Annotated in this window: 22 protein-coding genes; 11 read left to right on the plus strand and 11 right to left on the minus strand. The window is 67.5% G+C overall.

The features are described 5' to 3' along the window. Nucleotides 1-109: 109 nt before the first annotated feature. Complete coding sequence (locus HKK74_RS27655) at nt 110-1,090, minus strand: CU044_5270 family protein (RefSeq protein ID WP_187246301.1); 981 nt, start codon at nt 1,088-1,090, stop codon at nt 110-112. Beyond that, a complete protein-coding gene (locus tag HKK74_RS27660) occupies nt 1,083-1,700 on the minus strand; it encodes an RNA polymerase sigma factor (RefSeq protein ID WP_312881835.1) in 618 nt (205 codons plus the stop codon). Before HKK74_RS27660 ends, HKK74_RS27655 begins: the two co-directional genes overlap by 8 nt. 201 nt (nt 1,701-1,901) lie before the next feature. Between HKK74_RS27660 and HKK74_RS27665 the strand changes: the two genes are divergently transcribed. Next, nucleotides 1,902-2,945 (plus strand): hypothetical protein, encoded by a 1,044-nt coding sequence (locus HKK74_RS27665; RefSeq protein ID WP_187246302.1) that lies wholly within the window; start codon nt 1,902-1,904, stop codon nt 2,943-2,945. A gap of 449 nt (nt 2,946-3,394) precedes the next feature. On the opposite strand, the gene HKK74_RS39290 is transcribed toward HKK74_RS27665, so the two are convergent. Then, nucleotides 3,395-3,574, minus strand: coding sequence for an SAM-dependent methyltransferase (locus tag HKK74_RS39290; protein WP_376771563.1), 180 nt, complete (start codon nt 3,572-3,574; stop codon nt 3,395-3,397). A gap of 404 nt (nt 3,575-3,978) precedes the next feature. Next, a complete protein-coding gene (locus tag HKK74_RS27675; RefSeq protein ID WP_187246303.1) occupies nt 3,979-4,554 on the minus strand; it encodes a TerD family protein in 576 nt (191 codons plus the stop codon). Nucleotides 4,555-4,859: 305 nt separating this feature from the next. Between HKK74_RS27675 and HKK74_RS27680 the strand changes: the two genes are divergently transcribed. Together HKK74_RS27680 and HKK74_RS27685 are read left to right on the plus strand one after the other, a co-directional pair. Next, complete coding sequence (locus HKK74_RS27680) at nt 4,860-6,734, plus strand: CASTOR/POLLUX-related putative ion channel (protein WP_312881836.1); 1,875 nt, start codon at nt 4,860-4,862, stop codon at nt 6,732-6,734. 128 nt (nt 6,735-6,862) lie between these two features. Next, entirely contained in the window at nt 6,863-8,080 is a 1,218-nt protein-coding gene (locus tag HKK74_RS27685; RefSeq protein ID WP_187246304.1) for a glycosyltransferase 87 family protein, read from the plus strand. Nucleotides 8,081-8,148: 68 nt separating this feature from the next. Here HKK74_RS27685 and HKK74_RS27690 read toward each other — a convergent pair whose 3' ends face one another. Next, nucleotides 8,149-8,997, minus strand: coding sequence for an ion transporter (locus HKK74_RS27690; protein WP_187246305.1), 849 nt, complete (start codon nt 8,995-8,997; stop codon nt 8,149-8,151). Between the two features lie 687 nt (nt 8,998-9,684). On the opposite strand from HKK74_RS27690, the gene HKK74_RS27695 reads away from it, so the two are divergent. The 3 genes from HKK74_RS27695 to HKK74_RS27705 all read left to right on the plus strand — a co-directional run bounded on the left by HKK74_RS27695 (nt 9,685) and on the right by HKK74_RS27705 (nt 12,303). Beyond that, nucleotides 9,685-10,140 (plus strand): tellurite resistance TerB family protein, encoded by a 456-nt coding sequence (locus HKK74_RS27695; protein ID WP_187246306.1) that lies wholly within the window; start codon nt 9,685-9,687, stop codon nt 10,138-10,140. A 448-nt stretch (nt 10,141-10,588) separates the two neighbouring features. Beyond that, nucleotides 10,589-11,533: an ABC transporter ATP-binding protein gene (locus tag HKK74_RS27700; RefSeq protein WP_187246307.1), complete on the plus strand. Its 945-nt coding sequence runs from the start codon at nt 10,589-10,591 to the stop codon at nt 11,531-11,533. Continuing rightward, entirely contained in the window at nt 11,533-12,303 is a 771-nt protein-coding gene (locus tag HKK74_RS27705; protein ID WP_187246308.1) for an ABC transporter permease, read from the plus strand. The genes HKK74_RS27700 and HKK74_RS27705 overlap by 1 nt, the downstream gene beginning before the upstream one ends. A gap of 46 nt (nt 12,304-12,349) precedes the next feature. Here HKK74_RS27705 and HKK74_RS27710 read toward each other — a convergent pair whose 3' ends face one another. The 4 genes from HKK74_RS27710 to HKK74_RS27725 all read right to left on the minus strand — a co-directional run bounded on the left by HKK74_RS27710 (nt 12,350) and on the right by HKK74_RS27725 (nt 15,232). Next, complete coding sequence (locus HKK74_RS27710) at nt 12,350-13,231, minus strand: M56 family metallopeptidase (protein ID WP_187246309.1); 882 nt, start codon at nt 13,229-13,231, stop codon at nt 12,350-12,352. Continuing rightward, the gene (locus tag HKK74_RS27715) at nt 13,228-13,578 is read right to left on the minus strand and encodes a BlaI/MecI/CopY family transcriptional regulator (RefSeq protein WP_376771564.1); all 351 of its coding nucleotides are present in this window, start codon (nt 13,576-13,578) and stop codon (nt 13,228-13,230) included. Before HKK74_RS27715 ends, HKK74_RS27710 begins: the two co-directional genes overlap by 4 nt. Nucleotides 13,579-13,722: 144 nt before the next feature. Continuing rightward, nucleotides 13,723-14,670: a cation diffusion facilitator family transporter gene (locus tag HKK74_RS27720; RefSeq protein ID WP_187246310.1), complete on the minus strand. Its 948-nt coding sequence runs from the start codon at nt 14,668-14,670 to the stop codon at nt 13,723-13,725. A gap of 187 nt (nt 14,671-14,857) precedes the next feature. Continuing rightward, nucleotides 14,858-15,232: a BlaI/MecI/CopY family transcriptional regulator gene (locus tag HKK74_RS27725; protein ID WP_222722806.1), complete on the minus strand. Its 375-nt coding sequence runs from the start codon at nt 15,230-15,232 to the stop codon at nt 14,858-14,860. A 328-nt stretch (nt 15,233-15,560) separates the two neighbouring features. Here HKK74_RS27725 and HKK74_RS27730 point away from each other — a divergent pair, with 328 nt between their 5' ends. The 4 genes from HKK74_RS27730 (at nt 15,561) to qcrB (ending at nt 20,382) form a co-directional block, all read left to right on the plus strand. After that, nucleotides 15,561-16,388, plus strand: coding sequence for an IclR family transcriptional regulator (locus tag HKK74_RS27730; RefSeq protein WP_187246312.1), 828 nt, complete (start codon nt 15,561-15,563; stop codon nt 16,386-16,388). 77 nt (nt 16,389-16,465) lie between these two features. After that, the gene (locus HKK74_RS27735; RefSeq protein ID WP_187246313.1) at nt 16,466-17,770 is read left to right on the plus strand and encodes a glucarate dehydratase family protein; all 1,305 of its coding nucleotides are present in this window, start codon (nt 16,466-16,468) and stop codon (nt 17,768-17,770) included. A gap of 16 nt (nt 17,771-17,786) precedes the next feature. Continuing rightward, nucleotides 17,787-18,755, plus strand: coding sequence for a 2-hydroxyacid dehydrogenase (locus HKK74_RS27740; protein ID WP_222722807.1), 969 nt, complete (start codon nt 17,787-17,789; stop codon nt 18,753-18,755). Between the two features lie 223 nt (nt 18,756-18,978). Next, nucleotides 18,979-20,382: a cytochrome bc1 complex cytochrome b subunit gene (qcrB, locus tag HKK74_RS27745; protein WP_187246315.1), complete on the plus strand. Its 1,404-nt coding sequence runs from the start codon at nt 18,979-18,981 to the stop codon at nt 20,380-20,382. A gap of 68 nt (nt 20,383-20,450) precedes the next feature. Here the strand turns inward: qcrB and HKK74_RS27750 are convergent, their stop codons facing one another. Beyond that, complete coding sequence (locus HKK74_RS27750; RefSeq protein WP_246492040.1) at nt 20,451-22,202, minus strand: bifunctional metallophosphatase/5'-nucleotidase; 1,752 nt, start codon at nt 22,200-22,202, stop codon at nt 20,451-20,453. Nucleotides 22,203-22,519: 317 nt separating this feature from the next. Continuing rightward, complete coding sequence (locus HKK74_RS27755) at nt 22,520-23,452, minus strand: alpha/beta fold hydrolase (RefSeq protein ID WP_187246317.1); 933 nt, start codon at nt 23,450-23,452, stop codon at nt 22,520-22,522. Between the two features lie 133 nt (nt 23,453-23,585). Between HKK74_RS27755 and HKK74_RS27760 the strand changes: the two genes are divergently transcribed. Then, nucleotides 23,586-24,155: a helix-turn-helix domain-containing protein gene (locus HKK74_RS27760; protein ID WP_187246318.1), complete on the plus strand. Its 570-nt coding sequence runs from the start codon at nt 23,586-23,588 to the stop codon at nt 24,153-24,155. Nucleotides 24,156-24,458: the final 303 nt, after the last annotated feature.

Genomic DNA, 24,458 nt, shown 5'->3' on the forward strand with positions numbered 1-24,458 from the left:
TATCCCCTGGCGAGACTGCGGAGCCGGGCTACCCGCCTTCGGCGTGAAGGTTCCCCGTCGCCTGGACGACGGGGAACCTTCACGCCGAACACCATTCACGTGTGGAGCGCTACGAACGCTCCCCCGGCCGGTCGACGACGGCGGTTTCGAGGGCGTACTCGGCGTGGACGACCTCGCCGGCGCTGGCCTTGAAGCTGCTGTTCCACGTCATCTTCTCCTCGTGGTCACGGATGGCGACGTCGCGTATGCCGAGGTAGCGGTACGTGCCCGGCTCGAGAAGCAGTTCCGTGCGCAGCCAGCCCTCACCGCTGGTACGGGTGACGGCGATGGCGCTGCGGCCGATCGCATCGCGGCCCTGCTGATTGACCTGCACGCCTGGGATCGACGCCAGCACCCGGTACAGGGCGGCCTGGTGCTTGGACGGCACCGCCAGGGCGTCCCGGAAGATGCCGGACGCCTCGCCGAACGCGCGCTCGTCCGGTCCCTGACTGGCGGGCCGGGAGGAGGCATCACGGTAGATCCGTTCCCGCAGCGCCTGCGGGTCGGTGGGCAGCGAGTCGAGGTAGTCGTAGAACTGCTCGGGTGTCCGGTTATTGGCGTCGGCCGGCCCCGGAGTCAGCTTCCCGTCCTGGAGCAGATTCATCGCGCCACTGTCGAACCGCCACCACTCTTCCTGCTTTTCCAGGTGGGTGGGGCTGTCCTCCTCGTTTCCCTCGTCCACCGGGATCAGCAATGCCCGGTAGATCCACTGGCCCGGCCGGGGACGGCGAACCGGCCGTTCCTCGACCGTTCTGGCCGCCCGCTCGAGGAACGCCGCGGCATTCACATATCCATCCGCGGGCAGTACGACCTTCGGACCGCTGGGCTGCTGCGAGTCCACGCCGCCGTCTCTGGTCGCCAGGACTCCCGTGGCGACCACGGCGGCCAGCGCGCCCGCGAGGGCCATCCGGCCGGCGGTGCGCGGCAGGCTCGGCAGCCACGCCGGCCTGCGGCTCCGGGTCGTCAGGCGCTTGCGGAGTTCCCGCAGCGTCGCCTCCGACGGCGTCGGCGCCTCGGCGCGCAGCTCTCGCACGAACGTCATCTCATCCATTGCAGGACTCCTCGCTGATCTCGGTGGGGTCTACTCCGCCCAGCGCCTCTCGTACCTTTCTGCGGGCCCGATGCAGACGTGAGCGCACGGTTCCGACCGGGATGCCCAGCGCGTCGGCGACCCCCTCGTAGGTGAGGTCGGCCCACGCGACGAGCAGCAGCACGTCCCGGTCTCCGGCCGACAGGCCGGCCAGCGCGTCGGCTAGCTCGCGCTGCACGCCCTCCGCGGTCACCCGGGCGTCCACGCGGTCGGCGTACGACTCCGCCACCCGATCCACACCGGCGCGAGCGAGGGTGCGGTAAAGCCGTTTCTCCGCGCGCCGGTGCTTGCCGATCAGATTGCTGGCGATGCCGTACAGCCACGGTCGAGCGTCGGCCCGGGTGACGTCGTAGCGTTTCCGTCCCCGGAACGCGAGGAGAAACGTTTCCGCGACGACGTCGTCGGCGGTGGACACGCCCAGCCGACGGGTCACATACCGGTGCATCTCCGAGGCGTGCCGGTCGAACAGTGCCGCGAACCTCTCGTGCTCGTGCTCATGCCACGACTGCTCGATCAGAACTGCGTCGGCCACGATTTCCGGTGGGTCGGCGCGCAGTGGGGGGGCGGTCACATCCAGCTCCGTTCCAGTCGGCGTTCTCTGGTGTCAGCCAAGGCGCGTGACACGGTCACCCCTACTAACCCGAAGCCCCCCGAACAGTTCACGGGAATCCGAGCGACCGGAAGAATCCGTCCTTCGTTGAGTCGTGGCGTGTCGGGGCTCACGGGCAGCTGGAAACCCCGACACGCCACGAGTCGACGTCTTGGGCATGTCATGATCGGCGGCATGTTGACACGAATCAGGCTTGTGGTCGGGCTGGCACTTGCAGTCACGGGTGTGGCGCTGTGGGCGGTAGCGGTGACCGTCTTGGTGCCGGCCGCGCAGAAAGGCGACGCTGCGGCGATGGCCGGGCCCGACACCGTTTTGGACCCGGACACCATGGGTGTGCTGGCCGCGTGGGTGCACGATCTGCGATGGGCCGCCATCGTCGTGGTAGCCTGCGGGCTCGCACTGACCGCGCGCGGGTCCGCTGTCTGGAAGCCGGCCGTCCCTGCCGTGTGCGGGATGGCGCTGGTCATCGCCGATGGTGCGTTCGACGCGGCAGACGCGACGGGCTGGGGTGCTGCAGCCATCGCCTGCGGCGTGGCGCTCGCGATCGTCAGCACCGCGGTGGCCGTGCTACGTGCGCGCGAATCGATGGACCGCCCACGCTGGCCCCTGATCTATGGGATTGTCGCCGCCTGGTGTTCGCCGCTGCTGCTCACCAATCTCCACGACGAGGAGTCTCCCGTCGTGCCGGCGGGGCTGCCGGCCGGTGTAGGGGTGGCGCAGGCCCTGCTGGTGTTCGCGGCTTTCGCCTGCGCCGCCTTCTCCGTGTCACACATCCCACCCCGCGCTGTGCCCGCAGCGGCCGGGTTCGCCGCCGTTCTCGGCGCGGCGGGGATACTCTCCGGGGGAAACGCGGCTGTCCTGTCGGCGACACTGCTCGGCGGGCCGCTCATCGCCGTTGTTGTTCTCCTCACCGGCCCGCCCCGATCCGTGCGTCGGTACCTCACGTTCGTCGCCATTGCAACGGTCGCCTACCCCTTTCTGGTCTCCGCATCGTTGATCGTGGGTGTGGGCCCGGCGTGGGCCGCCCTGGCGCTCTCCGGCGACTCCTACTTGGCCGAGGGGGTAGGAGTGGCGATGCCAGGTGGAATTCTCGCTGGCGCGGTTGCCGGTGTCCTCACCGTGCGGGCGAGGGCTCGCCGACCTGTAGTTGCCGTGTCCACGGGAATGGACAGCCATCTCATCACCGACGGTGATGCCGCTCGCTGACCTCGTGGCGCGGCGCAGGCGCGGTTCGGTCCGCGTTCAGCGCCGCGGAAGCTCCAGTGGGGATCACAAAGCGCGCTGTGGGCACGGTCACAGCGGCACTAGGGGTCGCGTGCACCTGGCTGATCGGAGCGCTCACCCTTTCGGCACTGGCGGCTGTGGTGCTGCCGGCCACGTTCGTCTTCCACCTGAGCTCCAAGGAAGGCGCCGCGCTCCTGAGTGATGACTTCTGGACCGGGTCAAGGACGGAGCGGTCATCATCGGCGTGGTCCTCTCCGCCGTGGTGTGCCCGTGAACAGGGCAGGCGCAAGAGCCCGCCGAGGAGTCGTACGGGCTAACGGCGATGTGCACCGACGACCAGGGCACGCATTTCTACCTGGGCCGCCTCTGAGCCCCGATCCGCCGATCGGCTTCTGAGGTGATTTGGTGTGCGTCCTTCCGGTCGTTGAGCATTAGGGCTTCATGATCCGCTGGTGCTGACCCATTTCTCGGTCGGCTTCGTAGTTGTCCTTGCCGCCCAGCCAGTAGTTCCAGATCCGCGCCGAGTGCGGAATCTCTCGCCGGAGATTGACGGAAGGAGGATCAGCCGGCGTACCACCCGGCTCAAAGAGACCAGCGGTATCGTTGCTCATGAAGGCTTCCTGGTAGTAGGCCAATACCTCTTTGCCTGCGGAAATTTTAGATCATTACTGAACAGGACGCCTCTCGAAAGACCACAGCGACCCGGTCATCAGATCCGCACCGCCGCCGTACTCCCGCGAAACGCATACGGAAGGTCGCCCTAATCGGTGGGCCGGGAATCCACCTGTCGATAGGCGAACGAATGGACCGGCACATCCAGGCCGGAGCCGTTGCACGTGCTCGCGGAACAGATTTCCCGCGCTGATGACCTCCAAGCGGGCGGCACCTGACAATGCGCTGACACGCGGCTGGCGCCTCTCGGAACACGCCGAAAGGCACCAGCCACTCCGCACGGACTGCCGTCACATCCCGGAGACCAGGGCGCGATCGGCCGGCTGCGCTGTGGTTCAGGTCATCAGCCGCTCACGCCGTAGTCGGAGGCGATGCCCGTCAGTCCAGAGGCGTAGCCTTGGCCGACCGCACGGAACTTCCACTCCGCGCCATTGCGATACAGCTCGCCGAACACCATGGCGGTCTCGGTGGAGGCATCCTCGGTCAGGTCATAGCGGGCGATCTCGTTGCCGTCTGCCTGGTTGACCACTCGGATGAAGGCATTGCGGACCTGCCCGAAGTTCTGCCCGCGCTTGTCGCCCTCGTAGATGGACACCGGAAAAACGATCTTCACTCCCTCCGCCGGGACAGCGTCAAGATTGACCTTGATCTGCTCGTCGTCGCCCTCCCCCTCACCGGTGAGGTTGTCCCCGGTGTGCTCGACCGCCCCCTCCGGGCTCTTGAGGTTGTTGAAGTACACGAAGTGCTGGCCGGACAAGACCTTGCCCGCCTCGGAGACCAGCAGGGCGCTGGCGTCGAGATCGAAGTCGCTGCCGGTGGTGGTACGTACATCCCAGCCCAGGCCCACCACCAGGGCGCTCAGTCCGGGTGCTTCCTTGGTCAGTGAGACGTTGCCGCCCTTGGTAAGACTTACTCCCACGGAGGACCTCCAGTTGTCGAGAGTGCATTCCGTCACACCACGTTGGTGAACGTAGGCACCTTCACCGACCCAGCGGCATCTGAGTGGCGCCGGGCCGGTGAGGGACCAAACTATTACAACCGTAGTAGATGATCTTACGCGCGATGCAGTGTTTCCCCGGACCCGCAAGGGTCGCCCTTCGCTCCTGCCCGGGTTCTCGCGAGATCTCGCTACTACTGATGTAATAGCATTGGAAAATCACGGTAGGCGGGATGGCTAGGTGATCTTCAAACACATGGTGGGCTGTCGGGTACGGGGAGGTTCGGTTGGTTCAAGCCACGAAAAGGGATCGGATCCGGTACTGGTTCGACAACACGATGTCGCGAGGCACCTCAGCATTGATCGGCTGGCTCGGCTTGGCGTCAGGCGTACTGATCATGATCATCGCCACCGCAGCCGTGGCGATCGCACCGCAGGATTCCGCAGATAACGGGCACTGGGCGGGAGTGCTGTGGCGAAGCCTGCTGCGGACACTGGATCCGGGCACCATGGGCGGCGACGAGGGCACCGCCCCTTTCCTAGGGCTGATGCTGACCGCCACCATCGGTGGGATCTTCATCGTCAGCGCACTGATCGGCGTACTCACCACCGGCCTGGAAGGCAAGATCACCGAACTGAGGAAGGGGCGGTCGCGGATCGTCGAACGCGGCCACACCCTCGTGCTGGGCTGGTCCGATCAGGTCTTCACCGTCATCTCAGAGCTGGCCGAGGCCAATCAAAGCGAACGCCGCTCCTGCGTGGCGATCCTGGCCGACCGGGACAAAGTCGACATGGAAGACGCGATCCGGGCCAGCGTCGGCGACACGGGGCGCACCCGGGTGGTGTGCCGGCGTGGCAACCCTTTGAAGGTCGCCGATCTAGAACTGGTCAGCCCCGGCACCGCCCGGTCGATCATGGTGGTGTCGCCGGATGTCGATGATCCTGACACCCACGTCATCAAAGTCCTGCTCTCGCTGGGCGCTCGAACCTGGGACGACGAGCGTCCGCACGTTGTCGCGGCCGTTCAGAACTCAGGCAACCTCCCCGCCGCCCGCCTGGCCGGGGGGCCGGCCGCGCACGTCATCGACGCCGACGACATCGCCATCCGCCTCATCGTGCAGTCCCACCGCCAATCCGGCCTGTCCACCGTCTGCACCGACCTGCTGGACTACGAGGGCCACGAGATCTACATGCGCCCGGAGCCCACATTGGCAGGGGTCACCTTTGGCAGGGCACTCGACGCCTACGAACTCGGCATCCCCATCGGGCTCCGCCACCAGGACGGGTCCATAGCGATCAACCCCGCCATGGACACCATCATCAACGCCGACGACGAAATCATCATGCTGGCCGAGGACGACCTGCTCATCCGGCTCGCCGACACCCCACCGGCGATCATCGAATCCGCGATCGCCACCGCCGCTCCACACACCCCCAAACCCGAGCGCACCCTGCTCATCGGCTGGAACCACCGAGCACCAAAGATCATCAACCTGCTGGACGAGTTCGTCCAATCCGGGTCGACCCTGACCATCGCCACCCAACACGAAGATCCCCGCAACGCACTGAAACCACCGGTCAACCTGACAGTGCACGTCACCGGATGTGATCCAACCGACCGTGCCCAGCTCGAAGCACTCGACGTAGGGTCCTACCAGCACATCATCGTGCTCGCCGACAACGACCTCGACCCCTACCATGCCGACGCCCGAACCCTGGTCACCCTGCTGCACCTACGAGACATGGAGGAACGCCTCGGCGACCCCTATTCAATCGTGAGCGAGATCAACGACGACGCCAACCGAGAGGTCGCTCAGGTAACCAAGGCCGACGACTTCGTTGTCAGCAACAAACTGATCAGTCTGATGCTCACACAGCTCAGCGAGAACCGGCACCTGCACGAGGTGTTCGTCAATCTACTCGACCCCTCCGGCTCGGAGATCTATCTCAAACCCGCATCCGACTACCTGTGGCCCGACGCTGCCGCGAACTTCGCCACGGTGATCGAAGCCGCCCGGCGCCGCGGTGAGACGGCCATCGGATATCGGCTCCGCGACCAATTCCACCAACCCCCCGACTACGGCGTCGTCCTCAACCCCTGCAAAGCCGGGCTCCTCAGGCTGACCTCGCAGGACCGCGTCATCGTGCTCGCCGAGAGCTGACCTCATGTCATCTGGTCAGTCGGCGGTGGCCGGACGAGCCGAACTCATGCCCGGCACCGTAGCCGGACTCGTCCGTGTCCGCGACGCGCTCACCGCGACCCACACCGCCAACCCGCACTGACGCCGTCATGGATCAGCCGATCTTCACAGCGTCCCTGCTCGCCGCCGGGTCGGTGCTGGCCGTTGTCGCGCAGTGGCGCGGCTGGCGGCCGTCGCTGCGCACCGCACTCGCGGTCGGGATCGGGCTGCGCCTGGTGCTGCTGGTCACCGCCGCGAATGACTCCTGGCAGCCGGTCGACTTCGTCCTTAGCTTCAAGCCCGCGGGCGAGGCGGTCCTGGCAGGTCAGGACCCAGTGCTGGCCACGGAAGGCGCCTGGCATTTCCTGCCGATGATCCCCTACCTGTATGCCGCCGGACTGGCGGTGGGGCTGCCATGGGAGATCGCCGGACGGCTGGTCACGGTGGCCGCCGATGTGGTTTTGATCGTGTTGGTCGGGCGGCTCGCCGGCGCGTCCAGGGAACTGAGCCGGTTTCAGTACGCCTGCAACCCGATCGCTTTGATGGTGTCGGTGATCCACTCGCAGGTTGAGCCTGTGGCTCTGGTGTTCCTGGTGGCCGCCTATCTGTGCGCACGTTCGAGCCGAGGTATCGCCGCCGGTGCGCTGCTGGGATTGGCGTTGTCGGCAAAGAGCTGGCCGGTCATCGTGCTGCCGGTGGTCTTGGCCATGCTGCCCACGTGGCGGCACCGATGTCAGGGCCTGGTGGCAGCCGGAGCGGTGCCGCTGATGTTCCTGCTCACCCTGCCGCTGATCGTGAACGTCTCCTGGGCCCGCTTGATGGATATAGCCGGGTACCTGGGTGGAGTCCGTCCGATCGTCGGCGAATGGGGCTGGACCGCGTGGATGACCGGAGGCAACTGGGAACTGGCACCGGCCCCGGCCAAGATCGGCCAGATCGTCCTCTACATAACCCTGGCGGTAGTGGCCTGGGCGTGGCGGCGCGCCGACCCTGTGGACCAGACCGCGGCCATGCTCCTGGCGTTCATGATCGTCACGCCGCGGATGGCCGCGCAGTACCTGCTGTGGTTCGTCCCATTCCTCATCGCCCGGCCTACCCGATGGAGCGGGCCGGCCATGGCGGCGGCAGCGACATGGGCCGGGCTCGGTTACATCTTCCTGACCCAATTCGACTACATCGGCTGGGCGCGCCACCATTCGTGGTGGGCGATGAGTTCGGCCGCCGTCATCCCGCTCCTGGCCCTGGCCATGCCCTGGGCCCGACGCCGACCCTCACGGCCTACTGTGACGCAAAGCCCGCCGCAACCTGAACTCGCCGCTGTCACCTGACCCATGCCCGCCTGGTCGAGCCGGCCGTGCCCCACGGATCCGCACCATGAGGACAGAGCTCGGCTAGGTCAGGGCGCAAGATCGTCAGCCACCCGGGCGCGGGCGGCCATTTCATGTTCATAGCTGCCGCGCAGCGCCTGGATATCGGCGCGCAGGGCGGCGAGCTCGGCGAGCATGACCGCGTTGGTGTCCTGCCCGAGGTCGGCGTCCGACCTTTCCGTCCCCTCCCCCTGCTGGGCTTCGTCCTCCTCCATCGCACGCACGACCACGGCGATGAACAGGTTCAGCACAACGAAGGTACAGATCAAGATGAAGACCACGAAGAAGATCCACGATGAGGGGTGTTCCTCCATCACCGCGCGAGCGACCTCCGACCACGCCTCACCCGTCATGACCTGAAACAGGGTGAACAGTGAAGCTCCAAGGTCGCCGAAGTATTCGGGATGGGTCGCGCCGTACAGCTTGGTGGCCATCACCGCCGCCACGTACAGCACCAGTCCCAGCAGGGCGGCAATGGAGGCCATACCGGGCATCGCGCTCAGCAGCGCCGACACCACCCGGCGCAGGCTCGGTACCACCGAGATCAGCCGTAGGGCCCGCAGGATCCGCAAAGCCCGCAGCACGGACAAGGTTCCGGAGTGCGGGGCGAGGGAGATGCCGACGATGACGGCATCGAAGATGTTCCACGGGTCGCGGACGAACCTGAGCCGATGGACATACGCCTTGGCCAGCAGCTCGACCACGAAGACGTACAACGCCACTCGGTCAATGACATGCAGCACGCCGCCGTACCGCTCCATCATCGCCGGAGAGGTCTCCAAGCCCAACGTGACAGCGTTGACCACGATCACCATGGTGACCAGCTGCTGAGTGCGGCGCGATTCCACCACAGTGCGAATGCGCGCACGCCGGGTCATCCCGTGCTCCCGGCCGCGGCTCGACGTCCCGCCGCGCCGATGATCATCGTGATATCCGCACGGTGCAACGTGCGAGCCCTACGGTGACGACGACCACGACGCGCCTGCGCCGATCCCACTGAGGCACCTCCACGGCATGTGAGCAGCCGGCGAACCCGCCGCTGCTACTACTAGCGTAGTAGTATTGGGTGGAAAATCACGGCAGATGGAAGGATCTTGTAGCGTTCAAACGCGTGAGGGTGCGTTCGGAGTGGACGGCCCCATCGGCGGACACCGTCCTGACATCGGCACGCTGCCGACCGAGTGAGTACCTGTAGGCGACGTTCAGATCGCGGCGGCGGACTATGACGTCGAAGTTCAGCGCGTGACGCTGATCGCTGCGCAGGGTTGGCGCCACAACCTCATCGCTTGCCGCACCACACGACATGAAAGGGCATCGGAAACCTCCCTTCCATCGCAGCAAACTAAGCGACGACGGAACCATGAAATCGCACGCTCGGCCGTGGGCGTCGCGCGGACGGCATTCCCCTACAGCACACCGATGCGCTGACCCGACATTGCTATCGGAATGAGCCATTAGCGCAGAATTAACCCGGCGCTCAGCTGCTGCAGAGATCAACGACTACGACATCTGTAGCAGGTCGGTTAGACTTCTGATGCAACGTCAACGATGAGGAGGCCTCCCTGATGGCCCTATGGAACAAGCTTCGGGATTCCACCCAGAACATGCAGACCCAGCTGATGGCGAAGAAGAACGATCTGAAGAGCGGCGCGTTCCGCGACGCGAGCATGGCGATGTGCGCACTCGTCGCCGCGGCGGACGGATCGGTCGACCCGTCCGAACGGCAACGGACGGCATCCCTCATCGCCACCAACGAAGTACTGCAGAACTTCCCCGCCGACGACCTGCAACGCCGCTTCAACGACTACCTGGCCAAGCTCACCACCGACTTCGACTTCGGCAAGGTCAGCATCCTGCAGGACATCGGCAAAGCGAAGAAGAAGCCGGCCGAAGCCCGCGCCGTCATCCAGATCGGCATCATCATCGGCGGCGCCGACGGCAACTTCGACGACGCCGAGAAAGCCGTCGTACGGGAGGCCTGCCACGCCGTCGGCCTGTCCCCCACCGAATTCGACCTCTGAACCTCTCGCGCTTTACCGCCGGCGGGGGCTGCCGCCGGCGGTATAGCGCCGCAAGACCCGGCAGTCGCCGAACTCGCCAAAGAGCTCGCAATCCAGTTCCTGCGGACCGGATGAGGGTGCTGGCTGCCGTGCCACTGCCGACTGTCCGAGAAGAAGCGCGATAACCCAGTAACGCGCGAGCGGACCTATGTACACGCCGATCGCATACCCGCCAATGCCGATGTGGTGCCGGGCAAGACGCGGGCGGAGTACCAGAACATCCCCCTCCCCGCACGCCCGATCGTTTGTCCTCCCCTATTACGACCTCCTATCGCCGGCAGGCCGAGCACGCCCTGTCGTACTTGAGAGTGACGGACGAGGTGTGCTCTTGCGGGTGATGTGGCCGACCCCGGTGGATTCCTAGTGTCCTTGGCGACCGGCTTGGCCAGCGCTGGGGATGGGACGGCACATGATCGAGGCGATGGATCTCACGAAGAGTTATGGCGGCAGGCCGGCGGTGGACAGGCTGTCGTTCCGTGTACGGCCGGGAGCCGTGACGGGATTCCTCGGGCCCAATGGGGCCGGCAAGTCGACCACCATGCGATTGATCCTCGGTCTGGATGCGCCGACCGGCGGGCGGGTGATGATCAACGGCCGCCCCTACGGTGCGCTGCCGGCGCCGCTGCGAGAGGTCGGGGCCCTCTTGGACGCCAAGGCGGTGCACAGCGGGCGTTCGGCCTACCACCACCTGCTGTGGCTGGCGCGTAGCAATGGGCTGGCCCGCCGCCGGGTGGACGAGGTGCTGGAGCGGGTCGGCCTGGCCTCGGTCGCGCGCAAGCGAACCAGGGGGTTCTCGCTCGGGATGGGTCAACGCCTCGGCCTGGCCGCGGCATTGCTGGGTGACCCCGGAATCCTGATCCTGGACGAGCCGGTGAACGGGCTCGACACCGAGGGCATTCGGTGGATCCGCACCCTGCTGAAGGGCCTGGCCGCCGAGGGCCGGACGGTGCTGCTGTCCAGTCACCTGATGAGCGAGATGGAACTGACCGCTGACCACCTCATCGTGATCGGCCGGGGCAGGCTGCTGGCCGACACCACCATGCGGGACTTCATCGATCGCAACTCACGGGCGGTGACTCTCGTACGAACCCCGGACACCGCCCGGCTCCGGACGGCGTTGGAGGAGCGGGGCGCCCTGGTCCATCCGCATGAGGCGGGGGCGTGGCTGGTGAGCGGTCTCACCGCGGCCACGATCGGCAAGATCGCGACCGAGCAGCGGATCGAACTGCACGAACTGGCTCCGCGGACGTCCTCCCTCGAGGAGGTCTACACACAGATGACCGAAGCCGCGGTCGAATACCGGGCCTCAGGCGAGGGATCCGTACCGCGGATCCGGGCGGAGACGATGAGCTGATGACCACTGTCGCGACGAAGGACCGGGTGGGATTCGGGAACGTGCTGGCGGCGGAGTGGACCAAAGCCTGGACCGTCAGGTCAACGATGTGGACCCCGATGGTGATGATGGTGCTGATCACGGGTTTCGCCGTGTTCGTCGGGGCCACCAGGAGCCTCCAGCCTGACGACACCATCCTGGGCGGCAGCCTCACCGGCGCGGTGACGGCACAGATCGCCGCCAGTGTGTTCGGCGTGCTGGTGGTCTCGGGAGAGTTCGGCTCCGGAACGATCCGTGCCACCTTCGCCGCCACCCCGCGCAGGGGGGCCGTACTGGCAGCCAAGGCGGTGGTGGTCGCGGTGGTGATGTTCACAACCGCATTGATCGGCAGTGTCGTGGCATACCAGATCGGCACGGAGATGCTCACCGGTGAGGGGTACGCCTCCGGTGACGCGTTCCCCGCAGTGCTGGGCATTGCCGTGTGCTGTGCCGCGGTGGGCCTGCTCGGCCTGGCGCTCGGTGCCGTGCTGCGACACTCGGCCGCAGCCATCACCACCATGATCGGCGTCCTGCTGCTGCCGTCGCTGTTCGGGCCGCTGTTCGGGGACCTGCAGCGCTGGGTGGCGGGCGCCTCGCCGATGGCGGCGCTGGAAAAGCTGACGCAGACCTCGGACGCGAGCCCGGACACGGTCGGCAGTCTCGGTGCGTGGCCGTCGCTGTCGCTGGTCTGCGTCTACAGCGCGACTGCGCTGGTGCTGACCGCCTGGCTGGTGCGGCGCAGGGACACCTGACGGTTTGTACAACGGCGAATGGCCGGCGGCGTTTAGAGCAGATGGTTCATAGGAAGGTCAGCCCCAGGACGTGGTCGAGCTGCCAGGCGGCCGAGGCCAGGAGGCCGGTTCCCAGACCGGCGCCGGCGAGGATGACCGGCCCGGTGATGGTGTTCTTGTCGGGGGCCGTGGCCAGCAGCGCCTGCACGCGCTGGACGACGCCGGAGTCGGTGAAGGCCGGGAAGGGCAGCGCGGCCGGTTCGGGCGAGGAGCGGGCCAGGGCGACTTGGGCGATTGTGTGAGCGACCAGGGTGCGGTCGCCGACCGCTTCGGCGGCGTCTTCGTCGGCCCAGCGCTCTAGGGCAAAGCGCAGGCGCGTGTTCAAGCTCCGCAAAAGTGGGAGGGTGCCTGCGGCCAGCGCGCCGAGCGCGAGGTAGCGGTGGTGGCGATGACGCAGGTGAGATGCCTCGTGCTGGAACACCACCTGCAGTTGCGTCCCGTCCAGCATGCGCAGGAGGCCGCGGGAGACCAGGACCTCTCCACCGCGGCCCGGGACGGCGAGCGCCAGGGGGACGTCGGACTCCACGACCTCTTGGGAGGTACGCCGAGCATCTCGGACCTCAGCGGCCCAGCGGCTCGACAGCCTGGTGGCGGTGAGGACGCTCAGACATGTCAGCGCGATGGCCGGAATGCCCAGGCCGGCGGGCACGGGCTGGTCGTCGCCGAACAGCGCCCATTCGGGCAGCTGTCCGGCAGCCCGGGGGAACAGCGTCGCGGCATAGTTGACGGTGATGAAGACCAGCGTTCCGATGGTGGCGACGACCGTGGTGGCCGCGACGGTGGCCAGCAGGCGCGCCGACCAGGCCGGGTGCAGCGGCAGCTGCGCCACGCCCAAGACGACGCCGAGGGCGAGCGTTAGCCCCGCGGGCAGAAACGTCAGCCAGATCACGCGGTTTCTCCAGGCTGGGACTGGGGTTTGTCCAGGACGGCGCGCAGGGCGTCTTCCTCGTCGGTGGTGAGGTTCTGCACGAACCGGCTCAGCACGCTGGAGGGGTCGCTGGCATGGCGCAGGTGATCGCGCATGCGGTCGGCCACCAGCCGGGACTCATCCACAGCCAGCCGGTACAGGAAGTGGCGGCCGTGACGCTCCCGCGTGACCAGATGCTTGGCGTGCAGCCGGAACAAAATGGTGTTGATGGTGGTGTAGGCGGGATCGCCTGGGATGCGGTCTCGCAACCCGGCAGTGCTGATCGGGCCGTCGGCGGCGGCGAGCGCGGCCAATACCTCGGCCTCCAACTGCCCCAATGGTCGTCGTGACATCGGTTGCACCCACCCCCTCACCTCCAGGACACCGCGTGTCCTGCGGGCAGCCTAACGGCGCGCGGCTGCTGGTGGCCCACCGACGGCGGCGTCAATCCCCCTGAACAGCAACGGACCGCATCACTGATCGCCACCAACTACGCGGGCGGGACGCTCGCAGCGCAAGATGTCGGGCTCGATGTAGATCAGGCGAGCGATCGGCACTGCGGCGCGAATTCGCGCCTCAGCGCCGTTGATGGCATGAGCGACCTCAATCGCGCTGTCCTCCCGATCGATGGCGATCTTGGCAGCCACCAGCAGCTCATCCGGCCCCAGGTGCATGGTTCGCATATGGATCACGGCGTCGACGCCATCACCGGCTACGATCGCCCGCTCGATCGCGCGGACATGCTCCTCGCTGGCGGACTCGCCGATCAGCAGGCTCTTGACCTCGGTGGCCAGCACGATCGCGATTGTCACCAGCAGCACGCCGATCGCCGCGGTGCCGATACCGTCCCAGACCCCGTTGCCGGTCGCCAGCGCCAGCCCCACGCCGGCGAGCGCGAACACCAGACCGGCCAGCGCGCCGGTGTCCTCCAGCAAAATCACCGGCAGCTCGGGCGACTTGGAACGACGCACGAACTGCACCCAGCCCGCCGAGCCGCGCACCGCGTTGGACTCCTTCACCGCCGTGCGCAGCGCCACCGACTCCAGCGCGATCGCCACCAGCAGCACCACGATCGGCACCCAATGCCACTCAGTGATCGCGTGCGGATCGCTGATCTTGTGCCACGCCTCATACAGCGCGAACAGCCCTCCGACGCTGAACAGCACGATCGAGACGATGAAGGCGTAGATGTAGCGCTCCCGCCCGTACCCGAACGGATGCTCGGACGTCGCGCGCCGCTGCGCCCGCTTCCCGCCCACCAACAGCAACGCCTGGTTACTGGAATCGGCCACCGAATGGATCGCCTCGGCAAGCATCGACGAGGACCCCGTCAGAGCGAACGCCACGAACTTGGTGACCGCGATCCCCAGATTCGCCACCAACGCCGTGACGACCGCTTTCGTACTGCCCTCCGCAGCCATGCCTCTCCCCTCGTTCCTCTGCGCTCGCCACCACGACCGTACTACGACACTTGTAGCAGAATGCTGAAGTCGATGCGGAACCACCCCCGGGCAGCCGAAGTCGGGCGGACCACTCGGCTCAGCTCAACACCAAGAGCAAGACCAGGACCTCGCGGCATCGCCCCGGCCTGCCCGGTACGGACGATCGTCAGCCCAGTGCGTCTCCGTCGAGCACGGTGCGCAGGAGCTGTTCCTCATCAGGGTTGAGGGACCGGACGAACTGGTTCAGTGCGTGACAAGGATCGCTGGCATAGCGCAGGTGATCACACATCCGGTCAGCCACCAGGCGCGGCTCATCCACCACCGTCCGGTAGGCGAAGTGCCGTCCCCGGCGCGCTCGGGACACGAACTGCTTGCCGTGCAGCCGGGACAACACAGTGTTGACGGTGGTGTAGGCAGGATGGCCTGACAGCCGGGCCTGCACGTCAGCGGGCGACAACTCCCCTTGAGCACTGGCCAGCACCGCCAGCACCTCGGCTTCCAGTTGCCCGAGCGGTCGTCGAACCACAGATGAAGTCTTCATGAACCCAAAACATGCCGCCGCGGTCGGGCCCCAACCATAACCGCCGCATGCCCTACTCCGAAATGCTCGGCCGGCGCTCATGCGTCCGCACAGACGCACCCAGGTACGGATCGACTGCGCGGAGGGCTCGAACTCTGACGCGTTCGCGGTCCTCAGGTGCGATGCCGGGGCCGTGGCGAACACCACCAGACGATCAAGTTCGCCGGCCGCGGGCCTGCGCGGCGGCACGGCTCCCCGCGTTCGCGGGCCCCTTCTTAGAATGTAGATGGCGGCTCCACATCTATTAGGCTGACCGTCTCTTCCCGCTGGATTCCTGGAGGCCCGCACCATGGCCGCATCGTCAGAGGAGTCGCCGGCCGACGCCGTCGACGACAAGATCTCCGGCGTCCGCGAGGTGAAATCGGCCGCGCGTACGCTGGAGCTGCTCGAGCTCCTGGCCTCCCGGCAGAATCGTCCGGCGCGGTTGCGTGAGTTGACCGAGGCGCTCAACGTTCCGCGGAGCAGCCTGTACGCCCTGCTCCGCACGCTGACCAAGCACGGTTGGGTGCGCACCGACGCCTCGGGGACCATGTACGGGATCGGCATCCGGGCGCTGCTGGTCGGCACCAGTTACCTCGACACCGACCAGCATCTTCGGATCGTCAAACCGGTGCTCGACGAGCTCGGTGAGAAGCTGGATGAGACCTTCCACTTCGGCCGCCTGGACGGCTTCGACGTCGTCTATCTCGCGACCCGGGAGTCCAGCCAGTACCTGCGGCCGTACAGCAGGGTGGGGCGCCGGCTTCCGGCGTACAGCACCGCGCTCGGCAAGGCGCTGCTCGCCGAGCACGGCGGCGAGCAGCTCGACCACCACCTGCCGGCCGAGACGACCGCGTTCACGCCGCACACCATCACCGACCGTGCGGCGCTGGTGGCCGATCTGGACCAGACCCGCGCCCGTGGTTACTCCATCGACAGGCAGGAGAGCAGCCTCGGGCTGCACTGCTTTGGTCTCGCGCTGCGGTACGCGACTCCGGCCCGCGATGCGATCAGCTGTTCGGTGCCGCTGGCACGCCTCAACGCCGAACTCGAGGCCGAGATCCTGGCCACGATGCGCCAAGCACGTGAGCAGATCGAACGGTCCGCTCCGCCGATCGGTGACGACTCCTGGGTGTGAACGAGACGCTGTCTACACATGTGAACTACGTCTGCTAATGTAGCGGCACGTTCCTTGGTGATGTGAGGTGTGCCGTAATGCCCGAAGCAGTCGCCCTTCCCGTGACCGACTCCCAACGGCAACGCGTCACCGGTGTCACCGTCACGCCGGTCGCCTTCAAGGACCTTCCCCTGCTGAACACGGTGGGCGTGCACGAGCCGTACGCGCTGCGCGCCATCGTCGAGGTCCGCACCGAGGACGGGCTGATCGGCCTCGGCGAGACGTACGCCGACGCCGACCATCTCGCCCGCCTGCGCCTCGCCGCCGACGAGATCATCGGGACCGACGTCTGGGACGTCAACGAGCTCGCCCGCCGCATCCGCGTCGTCCTCGCCGGCGGGCCCGGCACCGGTGATCACGGGATGGCCGGGATGGTCACCGGCACCAGCACCGCGGACGCGATCCTGTCCCCCTTCGAGGTCGCCTTCCTGGACATCCAGGGACAGGCCACCGGCCTGCCGGTCAGCACGCTGCTCGGCGGTGCCGTCCGCGACACCGTCGACTACTCGGGCTATCTCTTCTACAAGTGGGCGGCCCACCCCGGCCACGAGCCGGACCGCTGGGGCGCCGCGCTCGACCCCGACGGCATCGTCGCCCAGGCCCGGCGGATGGTGACCGAGTACGGCTTCTCAGCGCTCAAGCTCAAAGGCGGGGTCTTTCCACCCGACGAGGAGATCGAGGCGATCCACGCGCTGCGTCGCGCCTTCCCCGAGCATCCGCTGCGGCTGGACCCGAACGGCGCCTGGACCGTCGAGACCTCGATCCGGGTCGGGCAGGAACTCGACGGCGTGGTGGAGTATCTCGAGGATCCGACCCCGGGCGTGGAGGGGATGGCCGAGGTCGCCCGCAAGGTTCCGATGCCGCTGGCCACCAACATGTGCGTGGTGAGCTTCGCCGGCATCGAACCGGCCGTACGGCGGGACGCCGTCGGCGTCGTGCTCTCGGACCACCACTTCTGGGGCGGTCTCGGCCGGTCCCGGTTGCTCGCCGGGATCTGCGACACGTTCGGGCTCGGGGTGTCGATGCACTCGAACTCCCACCTCGGCATCAGCCTCGCCGCCATGACCCATCTGGCCGCGGCGACGCCCAATCTCACCTACGCCTGCGACACGCACTGGCCGTGGAAGGACCCCGGTGAGGACGTCATCGCCCCGGGCGCGCTCACCTTCTCCGACGGTGCCGTCGCGGTGCCGACCACGCCCGGGCTCGGGGTCACGCTCGACCGGGACATGCTCGGCCGGCTGCACGAGCAGTACCTCGAATGCGGGCTACGCAGCCGCGACGACACCGGCTACATGCGCGGCATCGACCCCTCGTACGAGCTGCTGAGCCCACGCTGGTGACCGCAGGATGAAAATCGTGGTCACTGACCCCATCATCAGCCGCTTCGCGACGATCCTCCGCTCCGGCGGCCACGACCCGCTGATGGCCGCCGACCGGCCGGACGAGGAGGTCGTGACCACGCTGCGCGACGCCGACGTGATGGTGTGCTCGCGGATGACCGAGCCGATGGCGCGCGCCGGGACCGGGCTCAGGCTGGTGCAGGTGACCGGCGCCGGTTATGAGCGCATACCGCTCGACGCACTCGCACCGCGCACGGCCGTGGCCAACACCTCCCACCACGGGCGGGCCATCGCCGAGCACGTCATCATGACCGTCTTGATGCTGTCGCGGCGGGTGCTGCGGACCGACCGGCTGCTGCGGCAGGGCGTGTGGGAGTCCGTCGCCGTCGATCCGGACCTGACCCTCGGCGATTCCGTCGCGGGCCGCACCGTCGGGCTGCTCGGCCTCGGCGAGATCGGCGGGCAGGTGGCCCGGCTGGCGGCCGCGATGGGCATGCGGGTGCAGGCGGCACGGCGCGACCCCGGCTCACCGCTGGAGCCGGGCCTGGAACTCGACCGTGTCGTCTCCATGGGAGAGCTGCCCGCGCTGCTCGCCACGTCGGATGTGGTCGTCGTGACGGTGCCGCTGAACCCGCACACCCGCGGCCTGATCGGTGCCGCGGAGCTGCGTCGAATGCGGCGTTCGGCCTTGCTGGTCAACGTCTCACGTGGCCCGGTCGTCGACGAGCGAGCGCTGTACGACGCGCTCGCCGACGGACAGATCGCCGGAGCCGCGATCGACGTGTGGTGGCCGACCGACGGGGTGAACCGCAGTGGCGCCACCCTGCCGTTCGCCGAGCTGGACAACGTCGTGCTGACCCCGCACAACTCCGGGCACACGAGGGAGACGTTCGAGAGCCGCGCCCGCGACATCGCCGCCAACCTCACAGCACTGGAGACCGGCCGCCCACTTCGCAACGTCGTCCGCGCCGCCGCAGGCGCCTGAGCCGCCGGTGGTCTCCAGGCCGCCCGAACAACCCGGCGAGCCCAAGGCCGCATGACCGATCCGAGTTTTCGGGCCCGCGTACGCCATGTCCCTCGCCGAAGAGCACCTTCGGCGAGGGACGGGAAGAGCTCCCTCTGTCCCAATGTCACATTTCCGGCCTTCTGGGCGTCTTAGTGCTAAGGGCGCCTCGGTCAGAGGCGGTCAGGCAGGGGGAGAAACGACGATGGGGGCCCAGAGGTCACGGACGGCGGCAGCCGTGCCGAAGCGGTGGTCGCGGTCCGTACGCGCGGATCAGTGGTCGTTCCTGTTCGGGGAGATCGCACTGTACGCGTTCGGGGTGCTGGTCGCCACGGGTGCCTACCTGACCGTGTTCTTCGACCCGGACATGACGCTGGTCGCCTACGACGGCTCGTACGTTCCGCTGCGCGGTGTTCCGGTCAGCAGAGCGTACGAGTCGACGCTTGAGATCAGCTTCGACGTGCGCGGCGGGCTGCTGATGCGGCAGATCCACCACTGGGCGGCGCTGGTCTTCATCGCCGCGGTCTGCCTCCAGCTCGTCCGGATGTTCTTCACCGGCGCGTTCCGCCGGCCGAGGGGGCCGAACTGGCTGGTCTGGGTGATCCTGCTCGTACTGGGCATGGCGGCGGGCGTGACGGGCACGATCCTGCCGGACGACATGCTGTCGGGCGGAAGCCTCGGGCTGATCCAGGGGGTGGTCCAGTCGATCCCGGTGGTCGGTACCCGCCTGACGTTCTGGCTGTTCGGTGCAGACTTCCCCGGCGACGCGATCATTCCCCGGTTCTACTGGCTGCACGTGCTGCTCCTACCGGCGGGCATGGCCGGCCTGCTCGCCTTCCGCCGTCGACTGCTCCGGCGGCACGGTCACTCCCGCTTTCTCGGCCCGGCGGACTCGGCGCGCACCGTCCGGGCGCGCACTGTGCACCCCGGACGGGCGCTGTTCTTCGCCACCTGCGGAGTGCTCGCTCTTCTCGGCACGGTCGCGCAGATCAACCCGATCTGGCTGTACGGGCCGTACCGGCCGGGGGCGATCAGCGCGGGAGCGGTACCCGGCTGGTACATGGGCTTCCTGGACGGCGCGGTCCGGATCATGCCGAACTGGGAGTTCGACGTGGCCGGTCATCCGCTCACGCTGGCGGTGCTGGTGCCCGCGCTCCTCGTCCCCGGCGCCTTCTTCACCGTTCTGGCGGGCTACCCGGCGCTCGAACGCAGGTTCACCGGCGACCGGGATCTCCACCACGTCCTCGACCGCCCGCGCGACGCGGCGACCCGTACGGCGGTGGGCGCGGCCGGGATCACCTTCTACGGGCTGCTGTGGGCCGCGGCCTCGAACGACCAGATCGCCTACCACTTCCACCTGTCCCTCTACACCGTCACCTGGTTCTTCCGGGTGGCCGTCTTCGCCGGACCCGTGCTCGCGTACACCCTCACCCGACGGATCTGCCTCGGCCTCACGTACCGGGAACAGGAGGCGGCGGAGCACGGGCGCCAGACCGGGCGGATCGTGATGAGCCCGAACGGCGGCTTCACCGAGGTCACCGAGCCGGTGGCCGTCGCCTCGGCACCGGGCCCCCGTGTGGGGATCGGTTGGTCGCGTCTTACCCGGTGATGGGTTGGCGGTCGAGGGGCAGCCGGCGGCCCCCGGGATTCCGGAGGCCGCTTGGGCTGCCGACCCGTTCAGAAGACCGATACGCCGTCGCGGACCAGCTTCCAGTTCTCCACGTGGAAGGTGGAGGGGTCGATGGTCTTGGCCGCGGAGGCGTACGCGACGATCGCCTCCCGGATCGCCACCTGGGCGTTGTAGACGACCGGGGCGGTGGCGATGTGGGGGAAGCCGCCACCGCCGGACTGGCGGTAGTTGTTGACCGCGACCACGAACTGCTGGTCGTCGGTGACCGCCGCGCCGTCGTAGGCGAGGTTGCGGATCCGTGCGCCCTCGGCCTGGGCAAGGTCGATGTCGTAGGCGATGCCGGAGAACTGGTCGAAGTTGTAGTCGGGACGGTTCTTGGCGTTGGTCCACGATGCCGGATCGACCGGGGCGTCCGCGGCGACCTGCTTGAAGTACTGCGCCGAGTACTCCAGGTACGCCTTGATCTGCGAGCCGGTCAGGACGCTGGCCAGCAGCGTGTTGTCGTAGATGTAGAGCCCGGCGATGTCCCTGATCGTGACCTCACCGGCCGGAAAGGTCGCGGCGCGGTTGAACGGCGCGGCGATCGACAGGACCGGCAGGGACGCGTGGGCGGTCCCGGCGATGGCCTCCTTGACCTTCGCGATCTGCACCAGGTGGATGTAGTCGAGGATCGCGGTGTCCTTCCAGCATGACTCCGCCGCGGACATCGCCTCGGTGGAGGTGGCCACGTTCTGGTTGACGTACGCGACCACCGTGTCGTGCTGCTTCTTGACCACCGCGACGAGCTTCGGGTCGTCTTCCACCGTGTTCGTGTTCACCGTCGTGGCGGACTTGCCGGTGACCTTCCAGCGGCCGCGGTCCCGGGTCAGCGTGAGGTCGAAGACGGAGAGTCTCTGGCCCCAGCACTTGGGCTCGCTCATCACCACGGTGTCGCCGGTGATCTCGTTGGTGACGAACCGCTCGGCGACGTCCCTGTGCGCGTGGCCGAACAGGATGGCGTCGATCCCGGGGACCTGCTGGGCCACCATGGCCGATGCGTTCTCCACCGGGATGTCGCCGGTGTAGGAGGACAGGCCGCTGTCACCGGCGTGCGCACTGACGACCACGACATCGGCGCCTTCGGCACGGATGGCCGGAACCCACTTCTTGGCGGTCTCGACCAGGTCCAGGAAGTCCAGCTTGCCGGAGACATTGGCCTTGTCCCAGATGGCGGAACCCGGGTTGGTCAGGCCGAGCAGGCCGACCCTGATCGGCGGATGCCCCGGAACGTCCATCTTCTTGATGATGTACGGGCGGAACGCCGGCCGGTCGCTGCCCGCGTGCACGGCGTTGGCGGCCAGAACCGCGGCGTCCATCTGACGGATCCACGTGTTCAGGAACGGGATGCCGTAGTTGAACTCGTGGTTGCCCAATGCCACGGCGTCGTAGCCGATGGCGTTCATCTGCGCCGCTATCGGGTGGATCCGGCCGGACTTCGTGATCGGCTCCACCGTGGCGTAGTAGAACGCCAGCGGGGTGCCCTGGATGGTGTCGCCCGCGTCGAACAGCAGAGTGCGCTCCCGCCCGCGGTCGGCGCGGACCTGGTTCACCAGGCTGGACACCCGCGCCAGGCCGACCACGTTCCCGGCGCTGTCGCTGAACTCGGCGTCCTGGTAGTAGTCCCAGTTGACCGCATTGCTGTGGATGTCGGAGGTGCCCATGACGGTGATGGTCACCGAGTGGCCGGCACCGGCCGGGGCGGTCGCCGCCTCGGCCGAGCGGGGCCAGCCCGCGAGGGCGAGCGCGCTCGCGGCGGTCAACCCGCCCAGTGCCTGCCTGCGGCTGATGCCCGGACTCTCCGTGGCCTCATCCGGAACACGGCAGGAACACCACCGAGGCGCTGGACCGGACCGGTTCCCGTGATTGTGCATGACGAACGCTTTCCTTCCGGAGGTAACGAGATGCCAGGTTAGAGGCCTTATGCCGGATTCATACCGGTGAGATCTTGCCATCCCGGCACCCGATCGTTGGCACTCCGCGGTCTTGCGATCGCGTTAACAACGGATGGCCCCCGCGACGCCGACCAGTCGCGGCGACCACGACGACAAGCTGCGCGCGGCGTTCCGCGAGCGCGCGATCACCTGCCGAGCAGGTCGCGGATCGCCTGGAGTACGGCGTCGGGACGGCGGAAGGTGATGGTGACGTGTCCGGCGTCGTCGATGAGACGGTTCTCGCCGCGCGAAACCGATTCGGCCAGCGCCGTATAGAGCCGCCGCTTGCCTTCGATCTCCTCGTGCAGCAGCGACTCGGGCGTGCCGTGGGACACCGCCCTCTTGAATGAGTCGATCCCCACGGCGGTGAGGACGATCAGTGGCACGTCGGGCATCCCCGCCTGCCGGAGCTCGTCGTTGAGCCGATCGACGTTGCTCGCCTCTTGGGCGCCGGCCTTCAGCCCTTCAAGGCTCACGTGGTATTCGATGAGCGGCTCGCGGATCTCCGCCGGCCAGTCCGCCATCTCCTGCGCGAACATGCCGCGGTAGAGCTGGATGAGTTCGTCGGGCAACTCGTCGGGGAGCGCCTGGTCGGGGTCCCATGCGTTCCAGATCTCGACCAGTTGCTGAGGCATGTATGCGTTGTAGTCCTCGTGTGCGGGGTCAAGCAGGAGCAGACCCGCCACCTCGTCGGGGAAACGCTGTGCATAGTGGCGTGCATAGAAGCCACCGAGAGAATGACCGACCAGCAGGTAGGGAGCGGGCACACCGGCGGTGTGCAACAGCTCTCGCAGCTCGTCGGTCACCTCTGCGGAGCTGCGCGGCAACCGAGCACGGTCACTCCACCCCGTTCCGGCCCGGTCGTAGAGCACGCTCGTGGTGAACTCGGCGGCTCGCTCCTGGACGTTCAGGTAATCCAGACCGACCGTGCCACCCCCGGCCAGGAACACCACCGCCGGGCTCCCGCTGCCCGATCGGTGCAGCAGCAACCGCCGACCCCCCACGTCGTGGTATCGCCCCAGCGGCGGCGCGCCCTCGGTCGTCGTCTTCGATCGGGCCTCGGACGGTCGGCGTTGCATCGCTGGCTCCCTCGCTGTCGGCGCCGGCTCGGCGTGGACGAGCGCACACCCGTTCGGGCTGCCCCCATCACCACGCCACCAGCATGTCCTTTTCCAATTTTTGGAACGGTACCAGATGTGGGATCGTAGTCTGGTGGACACCCTTGATCTGCTCCTGCACCCCGTCCGGCTGCGCATCGTGCACGCCATGTCCGGCGGACGCACACGCACCACGTCCGACCTGTGCGCTGACCTGCCCGATGTCCCCAAGACCACCGTGTACCGGCACGTCGGTCTGCTGGCCGAGGCAGGAGCGCTGGAAGTCGTCGACGAACAGCGCGTGCACGGCGCCGTCGAACGCCACTACCGGCTACGCCGCGAGCAGGCGGGGATCGACGCTGACGCGGCAGCGTCGATGTCCCTGAACGACCACCGTCACGGGTTCGCCGCGGCCATGGCCGCCCTGCTCGCCGAGTTCAACGCCTACCTCGACCGAGAGCACGCCGACCCGACCGCCGACTCGGTGTCCTACCGGCAGTTCCCGCTCTGGCTCAACCAGGACGAACTCGCCGAACTGATCAGCGAGATAAGCAGCGCCGTCTTGTCCAGGATGGGCAACGAAGCCACACCGGACCGCACCGCTCATCTGCTCAGCACGATCCTGTTTCCGACCGAGGAACCAGCGCGGCACAGGACGGACGAGCAGGCCGACCACCACCAGTGAGCCCGAGCCCGTCAGACTCGGTCGAAGCCGCCGAGCCTGTTCGGCGGACGCCGCGGCTGCCGGCGCGACGACATGAACTCGTCGGCATGGCGAACGTCGAGCACCTCAAGATCGGGGCCAGATGCGCGGTCGGCGACATGAGCGGGCATTCGTGGATACCGTCGCCGTTGGCATGGCAGCGGTCGGCCGCCTTACCGGGCAGTGGTGAGGGTTGCTCTAGAGCATCGATCGCCTGTCCACGCCCAGATGGATCCGCACCTGCGCGTACGGGACCTTCCCGGCCGGTGGACCTCCTTCCGGCCG

The organism is Actinomadura alba (assembly GCF_014323705.1).
Lineage (GTDB): Bacteria > Actinomycetota > Actinomycetes > Streptosporangiales > Streptosporangiaceae > Actinomadura_C > Actinomadura_C alba.

Bases quoted from the DNA above. Each gene is read 5' to 3' on its own strand.
- HKK74_RS27655 (WP_187246301.1), bottom strand. From the start codon at position 1,090: ATGGATGAGATGACGTTCGTGCGAGAGCTGCGCGCCGAGGCGCCGACG.
- HKK74_RS27665 (WP_187246302.1), top strand. From the start codon at position 1,902: ATGATCGGCGGCATGTTGACACGAATCAGGCTTGTGGTCGGGCTGGCA.
- HKK74_RS39290 (WP_376771563.1), bottom strand. From the start codon at position 3,574: ATGAGCAACGATACCGCTGGTCTCTTTGAGCCGGGTGGTACGCCGGCT.
- HKK74_RS27685 (WP_187246304.1), top strand. From the start codon at position 6,863: ATGGATCAGCCGATCTTCACAGCGTCCCTGCTCGCCGCCGGGTCGGTG.
- HKK74_RS27690 (WP_187246305.1), bottom strand. From the start codon at position 8,997: ATGACCCGGCGTGCGCGCATTCGCACTGTGGTGGAATCGCGCCGCACT.
- HKK74_RS27695 (WP_187246306.1), top strand. From the start codon at position 9,685: ATGGCCCTATGGAACAAGCTTCGGGATTCCACCCAGAACATGCAGACC.
- HKK74_RS27700 (WP_187246307.1), top strand. From the start codon at position 10,589: ATGATCGAGGCGATGGATCTCACGAAGAGTTATGGCGGCAGGCCGGCG.
- HKK74_RS27705 (WP_187246308.1), top strand. From the start codon at position 11,533: ATGACCACTGTCGCGACGAAGGACCGGGTGGGATTCGGGAACGTGCTG.
- HKK74_RS27720 (WP_187246310.1), bottom strand. From the start codon at position 14,670: ATGGCTGCGGAGGGCAGTACGAAAGCGGTCGTCACGGCGTTGGTGGCG.
- HKK74_RS27725 (WP_222722806.1), bottom strand. From the start codon at position 15,232: ATGAAGACTTCATCTGTGGTTCGACGACCGCTCGGGCAACTGGAAGCC.
- HKK74_RS27730 (WP_187246312.1), top strand. From the start codon at position 15,561: ATGGCCGCATCGTCAGAGGAGTCGCCGGCCGACGCCGTCGACGACAAG.
- HKK74_RS27735 (WP_187246313.1), top strand. From the start codon at position 16,466: ATGCCCGAAGCAGTCGCCCTTCCCGTGACCGACTCCCAACGGCAACGC.
- qcrB (WP_187246315.1), top strand. From the start codon at position 18,979: ATGGGGGCCCAGAGGTCACGGACGGCGGCAGCCGTGCCGAAGCGGTGG.
- HKK74_RS27755 (WP_187246317.1), bottom strand. From the start codon at position 23,452: ATGCAACGCCGACCGTCCGAGGCCCGATCGAAGACGACGACCGAGGGC.